Genomic DNA, 17262 nt, shown 5'->3' with positions numbered 1-17262 from the left:
TATATTAAGAGATAACGTCTTTTAGACGCTTTCCAAAATCAAATAGTGCTTTTATCTCTTTTATGCTAGCTAACCGCTCTTTACCAAACACTAAAATAGCATTTCCGTTACTTTCAATATGATAATATGGATTGCTCTCGAAGAAATGAGTAATGTCGTCTTTGAAAAATGTTTTTATAGCCTCAACATCCTCACCAAGAAGATAAAAACGTTTGGAAAAATCACTATGGTCTTGAATAGGAATATCCTTGAATCCCGCAAATGCATATACTTTTTCTAAAAAACCTTCTCTATCTAAGGTAAATTCAGGAATGTTTTTATCTAATTGAATATGTAGCATAGTTGAACGCACAACTTCTTTTGCTATAAACTCCCCTTCAGAAAACTCAATATCAAACAGTTTTATTGCTAGATTTTTTTCAGATTGCTTATTGTAGATGTGATTGATTTTTTTGGTTCTAAAAAATAAAAAATAATCTAAAAAATGCGTTTCCCTTTGTTTGTCAGCATTATAATTCAACCCATAATCCTTAGCAAAACCCTCTATTGCAGATTGTCGTTTAGTCAAACTGTTCTTGATTAAATTAGGAACAGGTAACAGACGCCTCATGGCAAAAGGGTGCTTCGAATCGGTATCGTGCATATCTAAACCAATTACCTCAAAATGACCGTCCCTTTTAGTGAATAATTCTTGATAATCATTAAGGTTTTCCATCACCGTATGGTCAACAAATTGACATAAAGAGAAATCTACTACAACATCTTGGTCTTCTGGAATGGCATCTAGCTTTTCTTTTAGTCTATAAAAATTCAAGAAGCTACAAAAGTGTTTAACACTCACATAATAATTGCCTCCTTCATCTTCTTTAAACATAAGAACATTTGGCTTTAAAACATTTCTAGCAAATAATGACACTCCTTTATTCATAATTATATGAATAATAAATGTTACAACAACACCAGAAGTGATTCCAGTAATTAAACCAACCTTTAGCGTTACAAATAGAGTTACAAAGAATATAATAAGCTGTTCCTTACCTATCGAAAATATATTTTTGATGGTTTTGGGAGAGGCTAGTTTGTAGCCAGTAAACACTAGTATTGCCATTAGTGCTGGTAACGGAATTCGTTTTAATTCAGTACTAAAAAGCACTATAAAAATGACTAAAAAAAGCGCATGGAAAAAATTTGACGAACGATTGCTTCCTCCATTGTTTACATTAACAGAACTTCTTGCAATAACCGTTACAACATTTAACCCTCCCAAGAAACCACTACCAACTGAAGCTAATCCAAGCGCCTTTAAATCCCTATTAACATTAGAGCGTCTTTTTTGAGGGTCGAGCTTATCAACCGCCTTTATGCTTAACAACGACTCAATACTAGCAATAAGAGTTAAAGCAACAACACTTGCCCAGAAAGCAGTTGTTCCAATTTTGCTAAAATCTATGATTGGTATTTCAGATATAATAGTGCTGATATTGGGTATTCCTGAAATCATGTAATTTTTATCTATTGGGTTAGCCTCATGCGCTACTAACTCAAAATAATAACTAAAACCAATTGATAAAATAACAATCCACATTGGCGCAGGTATTAATTGTAGGTATTTATTTCTAATTTTAGGATAGAACAACATGATGCATAAACTTAAAACACCTATGATTGCTGCATAAATCAATCCTGGATTTGTATAGTGAATGGCATCATTAATTGTGTAAGGAATCTCCAATAAATAATCGATTGTATCGGCTCTATCTATCTTATGAGCTAACATAATGTGAAATTGTTTTCCCAGAATAATCAAACCAATAGCAGCAAGCATACCTTGAATTGCAGAAGAGGGAAAGAAATCAGCCAGTTTACCCAAACGGAGAAACCCCAAAAGAATCATCAAGATTCCAGAAAAAATAATTGCAGCATAAGCGCTTTCCAACCCTAACGTTGATATTGCAACCAATAAAACACCAACCAACCCATTACCAGGCCCTGAAATGGTTACATGGCTTCCACCTAAAATAGAAACCAATAAACCTCCAACTATTGCAGCGATGATTCCAGCAATAGGAGGAGCATCACTTGCCATGGCTAGTCCAAGACCTAATGGCAAAGCAATAAGACTTACCACAAAACCAGAAAAAATGTTTTTTGGCATAGATTTTAAAAAATCTATCAGAATATTTTTCTTTGGACTCATTGAATGATTAATACATCAGTTGGTAATTCGGTTAAAATATGTTCTATATCATGGGGAAATAATCTATCCCAAAACGTCATTTTTGAAGGCGCGTTCATCACTAATAAATCAGCTCGCATTATTTGAGCATAATGACCTATTGAGTATCCCTGCTTTCCAAAAATTGGTTGGGATTTTATAGATATGTTTTTAGTGTATTCACTATCTATGGTTTTAATAATTTCATTTATTCTAGAAGCTTCACGTTGTCTAATCCGTTCTTTTAAAATATTAGTTTTTCTTAAGGACTTATCGTCATCAACCTTAATAGCTATTTCATCCTGATTAATTTCTTCTACAATTGTAATACGTTCAGAATTAAGTTGATGCGCAACATAAAAAGCTGTATTAATTGTTTGAGTAGTCTTTGGGTCTTTTAATCCATTTACAACTATATGCTGACAAGCTATATGCTCAACAGAAGGATTGATTAGTAATAAAACAGAACATTGTGCCTTTCTAGTAATTTTTCTAGCGATTGACCCAACATAGTATTTTAAAAAATTCTCTCGCTGAAGCGCACCAAGAATCAATAAATCTATATTTTTTTCATTAGTGATAGACAAAATGACATCAACAGGGTTTCCTGGCTTAAAAATTATCTCAAAAACAAGCCCTTTTTTTACAAAAGGCTCTAATATAGCATTAAACTTAGCGTCCTTATCAGTTGATTGCTCTCCAACATGTATCAATACTAAATTAGACCTTAACCTTAATGCTAGCCTTGAGGCTTCATGAATATTGGCTTTGAGATTTGGGGAAAAGGTAACACCAATTCCTATTTTTTTAAATGGTTTTAGAGACAATACTATTTAATCTTATATTAATAAGTTTTGAAAGATAGTACTTTTTCAAAAACTACAACTATTTAAATCTTTAGGTCGTTTTTACTATTATATTTGTTTAGTATTTTCACAAAAAAGTAATAAAAATGTTAGAACTAGCAGGAATCATTATTTTAGGAATTTTAGCTCAATGGGTTGCATGGCGTTTTAAAATTCCTGCAATATTACCACTGATTTTAATTGGTTTATTAGTAGGTCCAATTGCAGCAGAATTTTTAAGTGAAGACGGAGCAAAATGGATAGAACCAATATGGAATGGAGAAAAAGGTCTTTTTCCCGGAGAAGGATTATACTATTTTGTGTCGTTAGCCATAAGTATTATTTTATTTGAAGGAGGCTTAACATTAAAGCGTTCTGAAATAAGAAATGTTGGACCAGTAATTACCAAGTTAATTACTCTAGGATCGGCTGTTACATTTTTTGCTGCAGGTATTTTAGCACATTTTGTTTTTGATTTAAGTTGGGAAATTTCATTTTTATTTTCTGGGCTAATTATTGTAACTGGCCCAACAGTTATTACACCTATCTTGAGAAACATTCCCCTTAAAAAAGACGTGTCTGCAGTTTTAAAGTGGGAAGGCATTCTTATTGACCCTATTGGCGCATTGGTAGCTGTATTAGTTTTTGAGTTTATAAGTGTTGGTGGTGATAGTGGTTTTACAAAAACGGCACTTATGGAATTTGGAAAAATCATTCTTTTTGGAACGACATTCGGATTCACTTTTGCTCACGCCTTAGCCTTTGCTATAAACAAGAAACTAATCCCTCATTATTTGCTTAATGTGGTGTCACTTTCAACAGTTTTACTGGTGTTTGTAGAGTCTGAAATATTTGCTCACGAATCAGGGCTACTGGCGGTTGTTGTCATGGGAATGGTACTCGGTAACGGAAAACTTGAAAACTTGAAAGAACTTTTGTATTTCAAAGAATCTCTAAGTGTATTGTTAATATCCATACTATTTATTTTATTGGCCGCTAATATAAATATTGAAGATTTAGAGCTGCTATATAGCTGGAAAACAGGCATATTATTTGCCGCAATAGTATTTGTAGTCAGGCCTTTAGCAGTGTTTTTAAGCACTTACAACTCAAATCTTAAGCTCAACGAAAAGCTATTTATTAGCTGGGTTGGACCACGAGGAATTGTTGCTGCAGGTATTGCGTCTCTTTTCGGTAGTAAGTTAATAAAAGAAGGAGTTGAAGGAGCAGAATATATTACGCCGCTGGTATTTATGATTGTGCTGGGGACTGTTTTGCTAAATGCTACTACAGCAAGATTATTTGCAAGAATTGTTGGGGTATTTTTAACAAAATCTGATGGAATTTTAATTGTTGGAGCCTCCAAAATATCACGCCTTTTAGGACATTATTTAGAAAACAACGGAAGACACGTTGTGTTAATAGATAGCAATCAAACCAATATTAAAAAAGCTAAAGAGCTTGGGCTAGAGGCCTTTGATACTAATATTTATTCTGAAACACTGACAGATAACATTGAATTAAACGATATTGGGTATTTAATGGCTTTAACAGGTAATTCCGATATTAACAAATATGCTATTGATAAGTTTGGAGAGCAATTTGGTGAAAACGGGTCATTTAGACTCGTCACAAAAGATGAAATGTTAGACGACCAGAACAATCCAAAAGAAGGACTGTTTAGTCAAACAGATGATTATAACACACTTTTTGAGCTAACCCAAAAATTTCCATCGATTCAAGAAATTAATTTAAAAGATGAAGCCCATTACCTTGAACTTATTGAAATAACCAATAATGATAAAGACGTCATTCCTTTATTTGTAAAAGACCATACAGGCGAGTTGCATATTATATCATCTTTTAACAAAGACGTTAAAGATGTAGATGAAGGAAGTAAACTAGTGTATTTAGGGAGACCTTTTGACGTTGAAGTTACTGAAATTGCTTAATTTTTTCTAATCCAACCAACTAATAATCCAACACCAATTGCTGCAATAATACCAGAGAAGAAATCAAACATATCCGATTTAAAAGGTTGCAAAAAATAACATGTAATTGCTGCAATTAATAATATCAATCCAATGACTTGTCTTTTGTTCATGGCTAGTCATTTAGCTTCAAAACAGCCATAAACGCTTGTTGAGGTATTTCTACATTACCTACTTGACGCATACGTTTTTTACCTTTTTTCTGTTTTTCCAACAATTTACGCTTACGTGAAATATCACCACCATAACATTTTGCTGTTACATCCTTTCTAAGTGCTTTTACTGTTTCTCTAGAGATAATTTTTGCACCAATTGCAGCCTGAATAGGAATATCAAATTGTTGACGAGGAATTAACTCTTTTAGTTTTTCACACATTTTTTTACCAATATGATGTGCATTATCTGCATGAATTAATGCCGAAAGCGCATCTACAGGCTGAGCATTTAATAGAATATCTACGCGTACTAATTTAGAAGTTCGCATTCCAATTGGGTGGTAATCAAAAGAAGCATAACCCTTAGAGACTGTTTTTAAACGATCATAAAAATCAAAAACAATTTCTGCTAAAGGCATGTCAAACGATAATTCAACACGCTCAGTAGTTAAGTATGTTTGATTAGTAATTTGACCTCTTTTTTCAATACATAAGGACATCACATTTCCTACAAAATCAGCTTTTGTAATTATGGTTGCCTTAATATATGGCTCTTCAACATGATCTAAACCAGAAGGTTCAGGCAAATCGGTAGGATTATTTACTATTATAGGTTGGTCTGGATACTTTCTTGTAAAAGCATGATAACTAACATTTGGCACGGTTGTAATAACGGTCATGTTAAATTCACGCTCCAAACGCTCCTGAATAATTTCCATGTGCAGCATTCCTAAGAAACCACAACGAAAACCAAACCCAAGAGCTGCTGAGCTTTCAGGAACAAAAATCAAAGAGGCATCATTAAGCTGTAGCTTTTCCATGGAATTTCTAAGCTCTTCGTAATCTTCAGTATCAACAGGGTAAATCCCAGCAAATACCATTGGCTTTACATCCTCAAAACCCTCAATAGCATTTGTAGTTGGATTTTTTGCATCAGTAATGGTGTCTCCAACCTTAACCTCTTTGGCTTCCTTAATTCCAGTAATTACGTAACCAACATCACCTGCCTTTATTTCTTGTTTTGGAACTTGTTTGAGCTTTAAAGTACCAACCTCATCTGCACCATAAGTTTTACCAGTAGCAATAAATTTAATTTGTTGGTTCTTTTTTATAGAGCCATTAATAACCCTAAAATAAGTTTCAACACCACGAAAAGAATTATAAACCGAATCAAATATTAATGCTTGCAAAGGCTCATCTACATTTCCAGCTGGAGCAGGAATACGCTCAATAACAGCTTCCAATATTTTATCAACTCCAAATCCAGTTTTTCCGCTTGCATGAATAACTTCTTCTGGTTTGCAGCCTAATAAGTCAACAATATCATCAGTAACCTCTTCAGGGTTTGCGCTTGGCAAATCTACTTTATTAAGCACAGGAATTATTTCTAAATCATTCTCTAGAGCAAGATATAGATTAGAAATGGTTTGCGCTTGTATGCTTTGTGCAGCATCTACAATAAGTAAGGCGCCTTCACAGGCAGCAATAGATCTTGATACTTCGTATGAAAAATCCACATGACCAGGAGTATCTATAAGATTAAGGACATAATCCTCACCTTTATAGTTATAATCCATTTGAATGGCATGCGATTTTATAGTAATACCACGCTCTCTTTCAAGATCCATACTGTCTAAAAGCTGATCTTGTTTTTCACGCTCAGTAACCGAACCAGTAAAGTCCAGTAGCCTGTCGGCTAACGTACTTTTTCCGTGATCTATATGTGCAATAATGCAGAAGTTTCTAATCTTTTTCATCTATCCTTTTAGGAGGTATTTTTACCAGATCGCAAAAATACACAAAATAAATTTTGTAAAACCCTAAACGAGTGCTTTAAAGATTACGGAAAACACGTAATATGGTTTCGATTTATTATTATAAGTTTGTGATTGTAAAATGCAAAAGCTATTAAATTGAATATGAGGATTTTTTATATAACCTTACTTTTTTTAAGCACAACAACCATTTGGTCTCAATCCTTTACTTTATCTGGGAATATTGTTGATGAATCAAATCGTCCAGTTGCGTATTCAAATATTTTATTACTCCAAAGTCAAGATTCAACAATAGTTTCTGGAACAACATCAGATGATAACGGTAAATTTATTTTTAATAACGTTGCTCCAAATAACTACATCTTAAAGGCAAGTTTTATAGGTTATATTGACAATTATTCAAGCATTATAATTTCTCAAGATACTCAAACCCCAACAATTATTTTAGAAGAATCTATTGAAGCGTTATCAGAAATTGAACTGGTTTATAAAAAACCAACACTTAAACGAGAGGTTGATAGATTGGTGTTTAATGTTGAGAGCACTGCCTTGAGTGAAGGAAATTTAATGGAGGTTTTAAGGAGCACTCCAAGTGTTATTGTTATGGACGATGCAATTACGGTTAAAGGATCGCAACCAACAGTATATATTAATGATAAAAAAGTGCATATTTCGTCAAGCGAGATTGTAGAACTGCTTCAGGGCACTTCGGCATCTAATATTAAATCGGTTGAAGTTATCACAAATCCACCAGCTCGTTATGATGCAGAAAGCGGTGTTGTTTTAAATATTGTGATGGCTAAAAATGTAATTTCTGGTTATAACGGAAGTGTGTTTAGCAGGGTAACTCAAGGTGTGTTTCCAAGTGCCAATTATGGTATGACAAATTATTTTAAAGGTGAAAACATTAGCTTTTTTGCCAACTACAGCTACGGTAGGCAGAAAATTGATCGTGTAGATAAGGAAACTATCGACTTTTCGAATAATCAATTTTGGAATACAGATATTGATAGAAATACTTGGGTTGAAACACATAATGCCAATGCAAATTTTGACTGGGATATAAACGAGAACACGACTTTAAGCGCAGCAGCCAACACTCAGTTTGTGCCATATTACAAAAGATTGACCAAAAGTAAAACCGAGGTTTTACCCAACAACCCCAACAACATAGCGCACTTTTTTTCGAACAATATTTCAAGGGACGTTAAACATAATATGGGTTTCGACTTAGATTTAGTTCATAAATATAGCAGCAAAGCCAAACTTTCTTTTAATTCACATTATACAAATTACGATTACAGAAGGAAACAAGGTGTAACCACTGATTATTTTTTAGGCAATAGCTCGTTTGATAGCAATAACACATTTAAGACACGCTCGGACCAAGCCACTGAAATTTTTACATCACAAGCAGATTATTTTGTACCGCTAAGTGAGTCTTCAACCTTTGAAATAGGAGCAAAGTATTCCGACATCACTACCAATAGTGAAATAAAGCATTACGACATAATTAACAACTCATCAGTTAAAGACCCAGCAAAAAACGATGCCTTTAATTACAATGAAAAAGTGTTTGCTGGCTATATAAGCTATGATAAAAACTGGGAGAAATGGACGTTAAGCACAGGTCTTAGAGCTGAACAAACTAATATTGAAGCAAAGTCTGAATCGGTAACCGAAAACAATAACCAAAACTACTTAGAGTGGTTTCCAACAGCAAATTTAGGACTTCAAGCTTCTGAGAAGTTAAACATATATGTTAACTATAAGCGAAGCATTACAAGACCTAATTATGGTCATTTAAATCCGTTTAGGTATTATTTAAACGACAACACTTATGTAACTGGAAACCCTAATTTAAAACCTTTTTTTACTGATCAATATAAATTGGGGTTTTCTATAAACGACATGTTTGTTGTTGAAACCTATTATAAAAAATACAAGAATAATATTTTTGAGTTGCCAATTCAAGATAACACCAATAACACACTTGCACATACTTCGGTAAACATTAACCACACAGAAGAGATAGGATTGGATTTTGAAGCCTATTTTGATGTGACACAAAAATGGAGTACTTATTTTGGCACATCGTTTTATAAATACCAAGACAACGCAACATTGTTTAATTCAACATTTTCAAAAGGAAAATGGACCAACTATAGCATTCTTCAAAACGATTTTACATTTTTAAAAGATAATAGCTTAACGGCTAATTTCACCCTAACATATGTTCACAAAAACGTTCAAGGACTCCAAGATGTAGGCACCACTATTTTTACAAATTTCTCTATTAGGAAGTCGATGTTTAAGGGTAAAGGTATTTTGTCATTATCTATTTCAGATCTGTTGAACGAGCAAAACTTTTTTGTCGCCACAGAATTGTTTGACCAAGGAAACCCTAATTACCAAAAGCATACAAACTATATTGATATTGACGACCGTTATATTCGCCTTGGTTTTAGATACAAGTTTGGAAATACCAAGCTATCAACCAATGAGCGTACTAGCTCTGTAGAAGAGCGGGAGCGACTTAGTAATAAGCATTAGTTGAGTTTATTCAAGAAATGAGACAAACAATAACCAGAAGCGACAAAAACTTGAGAATTTTAAACAAGTTAATTGTGAACGGGTTTTATACTGGTTATATCGGACCCGAAAAGTTTGAATTAATGAGGAATCGTTTTCCAAATAATCACAGACTAATAGGGTTTTTAAATGACAGTGGAAATTATGATTTAAAATTCGATTTTAAACCACCAATGAATACTGCTTTAAAAGTTTTAATTGGATTCGGAACACTAACTTCCACTATTTCGATAATTAAGGGGAATTGGATTTTGCCAATTTCGCTTATTGCTTTTGGACTTATAATTTTCGTGGATTTTAAACTAAAAGAGAAAAAAGAAATAAACTTATTGACTAACAAAATGTTGGAATTTCATAAGACGGAATACGAATAAAAAACCCCACACAGTAACAGTTGTAATTCACTATGGCTTTTATAGCCAAACCCTTTTATTTTAATCCTGCCACTCAGCAATAAACAAGTTGGTATCATGACCACCACCATTGTTTCTGTTTGAAGAAAAGATTAACTTTTTTCCATCATTAGAAAATACTGGAAAGGCATCAAACGTTTCGCCATGAGTAATACGTTTTAGGTTTTTCCCATCAATATCAATCATGTATAAATTGAAAGGAAACCCTCTTTCTGCCTCAAAGTTAGAAGAGAATAAAATCTTCTCACCACTTGGGTGAAAAAATGGACTCCAATTAGCATTTCCTAGGTTTGTTAATTGACGCAAATCACTCCCATCAGCATTACATATATACAATTCCATTTCGGTTGGTTGCACCAATCCTTCAGCTAATAAATCTTTATACTCTTTAATTTCTTCTTCTGTTTTAGGTCTAGAAGAACGGAAAATTAACTTTGTACCATCTGGTGAGAAAAATGCACCACCATCATACCCTAATTCATGAGTCACTTGCTTCACATCGGTACCGTCAATATTCATGGTGAACAACTCTAAATCACCAGTTCGCATAGATGTAAACACTATTTTATCTCCCCTTGGAGACACTGTAGCTTCCGCATCATATCCAGGTTCGTTTGTTAATTGGGCTGTAATATTTCCTTCTAAATCCGAAACAAAAATATCGTAGCTCTCGTAGATAGGCCAAATATATTTTCCTTCTCTACGCAAAGCAGCTGGAGGACACTCATCGCCACCTAAATGTGTTGATCCATAAACAAAATGTTTGTTATCTGGTAAGAAATACGCACAAGTAGTTCTTCCTAAACCAGTACTTACCATTGGTGGAATTGTTTCATCAAAAGTTTCATCGGCATTCATTAAAAACATTTGGTCACACTCAACATCCCAATTTGTGTTATTAGATTGAAAAACAATTTGCTTATCATCAAAACTCCAATAAGCCTCAGCATTGTCACCTCCAAAGGTTACTTGACGAATAGATTTAAAGTGAACTTCTTCAGGATATATTAAAGAATCTACCCATTGGTTAGTTGCGCCAGAAGCCGCATCTGTAGAGTTTCCTTTCTTTTCTGATTTACATGATACTATTAACAATCCTAGAAGGATAATAAATGCACTTATTTTTTTCATGATTTTTTATATAAATGGCATTTAATGCCTAATTTTGCGCAAAAATAAGATTTATATTATGAAAAAAATATCGCTTTTAGTTCTTTTTTTATCGTTAGTAGCATGTAAAAAGGAATATACGCCAGAAAATAAAATTAAAGAAGACGTTACTTTTTTAGCTGATGACAAGCTAGAAGGTCGAGGTACAGGTACAGAAGGAGAGAAAGCAGCAGCAGATTATATTGCAAAACGCTTTGAAGACTTGGGGCTTGAAGGCAAAGGTACTAATGGTTATTTTCAAGATTTTACGTTTACACCAAAAACAGACCCACATTCTGAAGCAAAATTTACAACAGTAAATGAAGATGGTAGCATTACAGGAAGAAACGTATTAGGGTTTATTGATAATAACGCATCGCAAACTGTAGTAATTGGCGCGCACTATGACCACCTTGGTTATGGAGGCGAGGGCTCTCTTGATAGATCTGAAGAAAAAGCCATACATAATGGTGCAGACGACAATGCAAGTGGCGTTGCTGTCATGCTAAACTTAGCAAGCAAACTAAAAGAAACCAATACAAGCAACAACTATTTGTTTATGGCTTTTTCAGGTGAAGAAATGGGGCTTTTAGGGTCTAATTACTTTGCAAAAAATGCAACAATCCCAACAGATTCTATTAATTACATGTTTAATATGGATATGGTTGGTCGTTTAAAAGCCGATAGCACATTGGCTGTTTATGGTGTTGGGACATCACCTTATTTTAAGCAAGTAATTAGTTCTAGTAATAAAGGCTTTAAAATTATTGAAAACGAATCTGGTGTTGGTCCTTCAGATCACACATCGTTTTATTTAGTTGATATTCCAGTGTTACATTTCTTCACAGGACAACATGAAGATTACCACAAACCTGGAGATGATTCGGAGAAGTTGAATTATGACGGAATGAATATGATTTCGGAATACATTTTTGATATTATTACTGATTTAGATGACAATGGAGAACTAGCATTTAGAAAAACTAAAAACGAAAGCGAAGAAACTCCAAGGTTTAAAGTTGGCTTGGGTGTTGTACCTGATTATTTATATGACGGCGAAGGCATGCGCGTAGATGGTGTAACCGAAGATAAACCTGCCATTTTAGCTGGACTTAAAAAAGGAGATGTTATTATAAAATTAGGAGATAGTACTATTACAGACATGATGAGTTACATGAGAGCTTTGTCTGTATTTGAAGCTGGAAACACTACTAAGGTTACTTACAAGCGAGATGGCAAAGAAGCGTCTGCTGAAATAAAGTTTTAGTACAAATAACGATTATTTATATTGGTTAAAATAGGCAGCATTGAGTTACCAGATTTCCCATTGCTTTTAGCGCCAATGGAAGATGTTAGTGACCCTCCTTTTCGTGCGTTGTGCAAAGAACAAGGCGCAGATGTCGTGTATACTGAGTTTGTCTCGAGCGAAGGCTTAATTCGTAATGCTGCCAAAAGCGTTATGAAGCTCGATATTTACGAAAAAGAACGTCCTGTTGGCATCCAAATTTTTGGTGCTAATATGGAAAGCATGTTGCAGACCATTGATATTGTTGAAAAATCCAATCCAGATATTATAGACATCAACTTTGGCTGTCCTGTAAAAAAAGTGGTAAGCAAAGGTGCAGGCGCAGGTATTTTAAAAGATATATGTTTAATGGAGCAGCTTACTGCCGAAATGGTAAAACGCACCAATTTGCCAGTAACTGTAAAAACACGTTTGGGCTGGGACCATGATTCCATAAAAATTGTTGAGGTTGCTGAAAGACTTCAGGATGTTGGCTGTAAAGCTATTGCAATTCACGGTAGGACAAGAGCACAAATGTATAAAGGCGAAGCCGATTGGAAACCTATTGCTGAGGTGAAAAACAATCCGAGAATGCATATTCCTGTATTTGGAAATGGTGATGTAGATTCACCAGAAAAAGCCATGTTAATGCGTGATAGTTTTGGGTTAGATGGTGCAATGATTGGTCGTGCAAGCATTGGAAATCCGTGGTTTTTCAGACAAGTAAAACACTTTTTTGAAACAGGAGAACATTTGCCTCCAGTTTCTTTAGCTGAACGCGTGGAAGCAGCCCGCAGACACTTGCAAATGGCAATAGACTGGAAAGGCGAAAAATTAGGTGTTTTTGAAACAAGAAGACATTATACCAATTACTTTAAAGGGATTCCGCATTTTAAAGAATACCGAATGAAAATGGTTACTAGCGACGATGCAAAAGATGTCTTTGCAGCTTTTAATGAAGTTGAAGATAAGTTTTCAGACTTTCAGTTTGTTTAAGCCTCAACAATTAATCGTTTTGTAATTCTAGAAGAAGCTAATTTTGAAGCCAAGACTCCTAAAATTGTTATGGTAATAAATACAATAAAAATGTTTTCTAAATGTATGCTTACAGGATAAGGAAAATTAGTGGTTATCATCACTTTTAGAGCATTTGGACCATAAGCTTGATTAAGCACTAATAGATAGCCAATAATAACTCCAATAATACCACCCAAAACACTCATTAAGCTTCCTTGTAAAAAGAAGATTTTTCTAATATCTTTTACTGTAGCGCCAACATTATACAAGGTATTAAGGTTGTTTTTCTTGTCTAGAATCATCATAATTATGGAACCAATCACATTGAAAAGAGCAATAATCAATACCAGAGTAAAAATTAAATACACAGCCAAGTTTTCGGTATTTAGCATTTTGTATAGTGCGTCGTTAAGTTGTTCTCGAGTTTTAAGTACAAAAGCACCTCCCAAAGCAAGCTCAAGCTCTTCTTGTACAGCCTCAATATCCTCAATATCTTTAAGCAAAAACTCAATACCACTTATTTGATTTTGATTGTAGTTAAGTAAGTACTGTGCTGTTTCTAAATTAGCATAAACCATAGAATTATCAAGATCTTCATTAACCACAAAAATTCCAGAATTTAAAGCATTAACCGATTTAAAAATGGAATTAAGAGAAGAAGGTTGTCCTTTTCCTGGTTTTGGAACAGAAATCTTGATGGTTTCTCCATAATCAAAAATACCAAACGACAAATAATTAGAAACACCAGAGCCAGCAACTATTTGATCAGTACCACGCTCAAACCATTGCCCTATAACACTTAGAGAATCAATGGTCGACTTTGGATAGTTATTATCTACGCCCTTTAGGGTTACAATAAGTTGTTTATCCTTAAAATTTAATACAGCACGCTCTTCTATAATTTTAGAATATGAGGCAATCCCTTCAATCTCATTGATTTTGCTTAACATACCCTCAGATAGCGTAACGGACTTTCCTTGAGCAGGAATTGCTTTAAGATCAGGATCCACAAACGATGTAAACTGAAGACTAAAATCTTTTAAACCAGCAAACCCAGATAACACAATAAATAAGGATGCACTACCAATAATAACACCTATTGCCGCAATCATGGTAATAAAATTAATAGCATTATTGCTGCTTTTAGAAAACAGATAGCGCTTTGCTATATAAAAAGGAAAACTCAACTATTTTTTCTTTCTTTTTTCTAATGAATCAGGATTTTCTAAAGGATTATCCAATCCCTTTAAGGAACGATTAATTTGATCGATATATTCTAACGAATCATCAATAAAAAAAGTAAGTTGAGGCATACGCCTTAATTGATGCTTAGTACGCTGTGCCAATTCATGCTTAATTAAAGAAGCATTAGACTGTATACCTTCCAGTAATTCAGGACCTTTATCAATTGGGAAAATACTTAAATACACTTTAGCGATAGAAAGATCGACTGTTACATTAACCTTTGTTACCGAAATAATTACACCTTTCATACCACCTTGAGTGGCTGCATTTTGGAGCACATCTACCAAGTCTCGTTGTAAAACCGAAGCTATTTTTTTTTGTCTATTACTTTCCATGGCACAAAAATAATACATTTCAATTGTTAAAGCTTTAAAACGTTAGTCTTTTAAATTAAATTTGCAGTATGATGAACAAAATTGAACACATAGGTATTGCAGTTAAAAGCATAAAAAATTCAAATGACTTATTTGAAAAACTTTTTGGAGAATCACACTATAAGATTGAAGACGTGGAAAGCGAAGGCGTTAAAACGTCGTTTTTTAAAGTAGGAGAGAATAAAATTGAGCTTTTAGAGGCTACAAACGAAAAAAGCCCCATTGCAAAGTTTATAGACAAAAAGGGTGAAGGCATTCATCACATAGCATTTGATGTTGATGATATTGAGAAAGAAATAAAGCGATTGAAAAAAGAAGGCTTTATGGTCTTAAACGAAAAACCAAAGAAAGGCGCAGACAATAAGTTGGTGGCTTTTTTACATCCAAAATCAACTAACGGAGTGCTTATAGAGCTATGTCAAGAGCGCATTAATAAAGAATAATTTACTTGCGGAGAAATAAAATAAGTAGTAATATTGCAGCCTAATTTGGTCCCATAGCTCAGTTGGTTAGAGCATCTGACTCATAATCAGAGGGTCCTTGGTTCGAGCCCAAGTGGGACCACTTTTTTAAACTTTAAAACCTTGTAAATAAGATGTTTACAGGGTTTTTTTAATTTAGGGGGACGAATAAGGGGACGAACACCAATAATTTAATTTATTGTTTTTGTTAAAAATTCTTACATTTTGTCTATATTTATTCAACCTAACTCTTAATAATTTGAATTCTCAAGAAAATATTTTAAGCAGAATGCTTAAATCCTACCCGGTTAAATCTCTTAAGGAGCATTTCGAATTGACCGGATTAAAGCAAGAAGATTTAATAAGTGATGTCATAAACTCCGAAAGCGAAAGCGACATATTAAATTTTGCAACAGTAAATTTTGGCTTTCTTCATCAACATGTTTATGTTTTCTCAATAAACAACAGCATCCCCTCAACACTTAATTTAGCAGGAGGGAATATTTTTTCAGACACTACTACTAACGGAGTAAGAGAAATATTTTTAACTATTGATACAGCCTATACCTTTTTTAACCCTCATTCTGGACAACAAGAAGAACTAGTTTTTAGATGCCCAGTTATGATAAGAGCAACAACTAGTCAAGTAATATTGTCGATAAATATTTTAGAAAGAAATGTAAATAATTATTTTCAGCACAGAGTTTTTATGACGGGTAAAGATATTGAAGACAATGATATTATTGAAAGATTAAACACAGCATTTGGTTCTTCTGTTACAATAACAAACATTGACCTAACAGATGGAATAAAGTATTTATGGGAAGATGATTTTATTGATGCAGCTTTTGTGAAATTTAAAAAAAGCGTAAGCACAACAACTGAATCTATGGATGAGGAAAATACTTTAAAAGAGCATATGCCAGATGTATACGCTCAAATTACAGGAGCTCCATTAGATAAAAATGTATTTAGAATCAAGAGAGATGTAGTTAGTTTTATGCCTACTTTTGCAATAGAGCCAAGAAAAGGAAAACTAGCCTTTACAAGATTTCCTAACAGGGTTGAATCAATTCAAAATCTCGTTGATTTAATATTAACAAATAATAGGTGATGTTTTTAAAATTCATTGACAAGCAAGCTGATTTAATTAGTGAATTAAATCCCGATAGAATATATGTTGAAAATGTTAGAAGCATTTTACACATTCCTAAAAAAGCAGCAAAACTTTTATGCGAGCTGGCGGTAAAGGATAAAGTATTTAGGAAAAGATATGGCGCTTATTGTAATTCATGCGGGAGACTATTAAAAACCTATAATAGAAAATCTGAAATTGAAGATTTTTTTACTTGTGAAATATGTCAAAACCTTGAAGAAGAAAAATACGAGTTCACAAAAGACGAAATTGAAATTATTGAATTTTATCAACTTTTAGATGAAAGAAGTTACAGAACGGCAAACTAAAACAATAAAGGCATTAGTTGATATTGGGCTTAAATTCCTTTTTGGAATTGCTGCCTTGGTGGCTTTTTTTATAATTTTAAACAAGATACTTAGAACTGAATGTGACTGGCAAGATAAAGGAATATTAGTTGCCTTAGAAGCGATTTTATCATTTACGGTATATAAGGTTTTTGCTCACTATTTTCCAAACGGAAACTCAAAAGAGTAATAAATATAACCTTTTGTGTTAAAATTTAATTATCCATTATAAAACAAAATAATTTCTAAATCTAAGAACCAAC

16 protein-coding genes and 1 tRNA gene are annotated in these 17262 nt (G+C 33.6%); 10 read left to right on the top strand and 7 right to left on the bottom strand.

From position 1 onward, the window contains the following. Positions 1 to 4: 4 nt before the first annotated feature. Together HB672_RS02965 and HB672_RS02960 are read right to left on the bottom strand one after the other, a co-directional pair. Positions 5 to 2197, bottom strand: a complete 2193-nt coding sequence (locus HB672_RS02965) for a SulP family inorganic anion transporter (protein ID WP_167607455.1) — start codon at positions 2195 to 2197, stop codon at positions 5 to 7. Then, positions 2194 to 3042: a universal stress protein gene (locus HB672_RS02960; protein ID WP_167607452.1), complete on the bottom strand. Its 849-nt coding sequence runs from the start codon at positions 3040 to 3042 to the stop codon at positions 2194 to 2196. The genes HB672_RS02965 and HB672_RS02960 overlap by 4 nt, the downstream gene beginning before the upstream one ends. Positions 3043 to 3167: 125 nt before the next feature. Between HB672_RS02960 and HB672_RS02955 the strand changes: the two genes are divergently transcribed. Further along, positions 3168 to 5012, top strand: a complete 1845-nt coding sequence (locus HB672_RS02955) for a sodium:proton antiporter (protein ID WP_167607449.1) — start codon at positions 3168 to 3170, stop codon at positions 5010 to 5012. Here HB672_RS02955 and HB672_RS02950 read toward each other — a convergent pair. Together HB672_RS02950 and lepA are read right to left on the bottom strand one after the other, a co-directional pair. Further along, positions 5009 to 5164, bottom strand: coding sequence for a hypothetical protein (locus HB672_RS02950; RefSeq protein ID WP_167607446.1), 156 nt, complete (start codon positions 5162 to 5164; stop codon positions 5009 to 5011). The two genes, HB672_RS02955 and HB672_RS02950, sit on opposite strands and share 4 nt — an antisense overlap. A gap of 2 nt (positions 5165 to 5166) precedes the next feature. Beyond that, the gene (gene lepA / locus HB672_RS02945; protein WP_167607442.1) at positions 5167 to 6963 is read right to left on the bottom strand and encodes a translation elongation factor 4; all 1797 of its coding nucleotides are present in this window, start codon (positions 6961 to 6963) and stop codon (positions 5167 to 5169) included. Positions 6964 to 7125: 162 nt separating this feature from the next. Here lepA and HB672_RS02940 point away from each other — a divergent pair, with 162 nt between their 5' ends. Both HB672_RS02940 and HB672_RS02935 read left to right on the top strand, forming a co-directional pair. Further along, the gene (locus tag HB672_RS02940) at positions 7126 to 9534 is read left to right on the top strand and encodes an outer membrane beta-barrel family protein (RefSeq protein WP_167607438.1); all 2409 of its coding nucleotides are present in this window, start codon (positions 7126 to 7128) and stop codon (positions 9532 to 9534) included. A gap of 17 nt (positions 9535 to 9551) precedes the next feature. Continuing rightward, the gene (locus tag HB672_RS02935) at positions 9552 to 9947 is read left to right on the top strand and encodes a hypothetical protein (protein ID WP_167607435.1); all 396 of its coding nucleotides are present in this window, start codon (positions 9552 to 9554) and stop codon (positions 9945 to 9947) included. A gap of 60 nt (positions 9948 to 10007) precedes the next feature. Here HB672_RS02935 and HB672_RS02930 read toward each other — a convergent pair whose 3' ends face one another. Beyond that, complete coding sequence (locus HB672_RS02930) at positions 10008 to 11117, bottom strand: PD40 domain-containing protein (RefSeq protein WP_167607432.1); 1110 nt, start codon at positions 11115 to 11117, stop codon at positions 10008 to 10010. 58 nt (positions 11118 to 11175) lie between these two features. On the opposite strand from HB672_RS02930, the gene HB672_RS02925 reads away from it, so the two are divergent. Continuing rightward, positions 11176 to 12402 carry a M28 family peptidase gene (locus HB672_RS02925; protein WP_167607429.1) on the top strand — a complete coding sequence of 409 codons (1227 nt, stop codon included), beginning with the start codon at positions 11176 to 11178 and terminating at the stop codon, positions 12400 to 12402. Positions 12403 to 12423: 21 nt separating this feature from the next. Then, positions 12424 to 13416 (top strand): tRNA dihydrouridine synthase DusB, encoded by a 993-nt coding sequence (gene dusB / locus HB672_RS02920; RefSeq protein WP_167607426.1) that lies wholly within the window; start codon positions 12424 to 12426, stop codon positions 13414 to 13416. Here dusB and HB672_RS02915 read toward each other — a convergent pair. Together HB672_RS02915 and rbfA are read right to left on the bottom strand one after the other, a co-directional pair. Further along, on the bottom strand, positions 13413 to 14549 hold the full coding sequence (locus HB672_RS02915) for an FtsX-like permease family protein (RefSeq protein ID WP_348272539.1): 1137 nt from the start codon (positions 14547 to 14549) through the stop codon (positions 13413 to 13415). The genes dusB and HB672_RS02915 overlap by 4 nt on opposite strands. A 75-nt stretch (positions 14550 to 14624) precedes the next feature. Next, positions 14625 to 15017 (bottom strand): 30S ribosome-binding factor RbfA, encoded by a 393-nt coding sequence (rbfA, locus tag HB672_RS02910; protein ID WP_167610237.1) that lies wholly within the window; start codon positions 15015 to 15017, stop codon positions 14625 to 14627. 71 nt (positions 15018 to 15088) lie between these two features. Between rbfA and mce the strand changes: the two genes are divergently transcribed. The 5 genes from mce to HB672_RS02885 all read left to right on the top strand — a co-directional run bounded on the left by mce (position 15089) and on the right by HB672_RS02885 (position 17189). After that, complete coding sequence (gene mce / locus HB672_RS02905; protein ID WP_167610235.1) at positions 15089 to 15499, top strand: methylmalonyl-CoA epimerase; 411 nt, start codon at positions 15089 to 15091, stop codon at positions 15497 to 15499. Between the two features lie 47 nt (positions 15500 to 15546). Further along, positions 15547 to 15620 (top strand) — tRNA-Ile (locus HB672_RS02900). Between the two features lie 186 nt (positions 15621 to 15806). Beyond that, on the top strand, positions 15807 to 16631 hold the full coding sequence (locus HB672_RS02895; protein WP_167607417.1) for a hypothetical protein: 825 nt from the start codon (positions 15807 to 15809) through the stop codon (positions 16629 to 16631). Beyond that, entirely contained in the window at positions 16631 to 16981 is a 351-nt protein-coding gene (locus HB672_RS02890) for a hypothetical protein (protein WP_167607414.1), read from the top strand. The genes HB672_RS02895 and HB672_RS02890 overlap by 1 nt, the downstream gene beginning before the upstream one ends. After that, positions 16953 to 17189, top strand: coding sequence for a hypothetical protein (locus HB672_RS02885; protein WP_167607411.1), 237 nt, complete (start codon positions 16953 to 16955; stop codon positions 17187 to 17189). Before HB672_RS02890 ends, HB672_RS02885 begins: the two co-directional genes overlap by 29 nt. Positions 17190 to 17262: the final 73 nt, after the last annotated feature.

The sequence above is a fragment of the Gaetbulibacter sp. S0825 genome (assembly GCF_011777505.1).
Lineage (GTDB): Bacteria > Bacteroidota > Bacteroidia > Flavobacteriales > Flavobacteriaceae > Pontimicrobium.
Note: the sequence above shows the minus strand (reverse complement) of the source record. Positions and strands in the feature narration are given on the sequence as shown.

Excerpts from the sequence above, each read along its gene's own strand:
- HB672_RS02950 (WP_167607446.1), bottom strand. The coding sequence starts at position 5,164 with ATGAACAAAAGACAAGTCATTGGATTGATATTATTAATTGCAGCAATT.
- lepA (WP_167607442.1), bottom strand. The coding sequence starts at position 6,963 with ATGAAAAAGATTAGAAACTTCTGCATTATTGCACATATAGATCACGGA.
- HB672_RS02925 (WP_167607429.1), top strand. The coding sequence starts at position 11,176 with ATGAAAAAAATATCGCTTTTAGTTCTTTTTTTATCGTTAGTAGCATGT.
- HB672_RS02965 (WP_167607455.1), bottom strand. The coding sequence starts at position 2,197 with ATGAGTCCAAAGAAAAATATTCTGATAGATTTTTTAAAATCTATGCCA.
- mce (WP_167610235.1), top strand. The coding sequence starts at position 15,089 with ATGAACAAAATTGAACACATAGGTATTGCAGTTAAAAGCATAAAAAAT.
- HB672_RS02885 (WP_167607411.1), top strand. The coding sequence starts at position 16,953 with ATGAAAGAAGTTACAGAACGGCAAACTAAAACAATAAAGGCATTAGTT.
- HB672_RS02890 (WP_167607414.1), top strand. The coding sequence starts at position 16,631 with ATGTTTTTAAAATTCATTGACAAGCAAGCTGATTTAATTAGTGAATTA.
- HB672_RS02935 (WP_167607435.1), top strand. The coding sequence starts at position 9,552 with ATGAGACAAACAATAACCAGAAGCGACAAAAACTTGAGAATTTTAAAC.
- HB672_RS02955 (WP_167607449.1), top strand. The coding sequence starts at position 3,168 with ATGTTAGAACTAGCAGGAATCATTATTTTAGGAATTTTAGCTCAATGG.
- HB672_RS02895 (WP_167607417.1), top strand. The coding sequence starts at position 15,807 with ATGCTTAAATCCTACCCGGTTAAATCTCTTAAGGAGCATTTCGAATTG.
- HB672_RS02940 (WP_167607438.1), top strand. The coding sequence starts at position 7,126 with ATGAGGATTTTTTATATAACCTTACTTTTTTTAAGCACAACAACCATT.
- rbfA (WP_167610237.1), bottom strand. The coding sequence starts at position 15,017 with ATGGAAAGTAATAGACAAAAAAAAATAGCTTCGGTTTTACAACGAGAC.
- HB672_RS02930 (WP_167607432.1), bottom strand. The coding sequence starts at position 11,117 with ATGAAAAAAATAAGTGCATTTATTATCCTTCTAGGATTGTTAATAGTA.
- HB672_RS02915 (WP_348272539.1), bottom strand. The coding sequence starts at position 14,549 with ATGATTGCGGCAATAGGTGTTATTATTGGTAGTGCATCCTTATTTATT.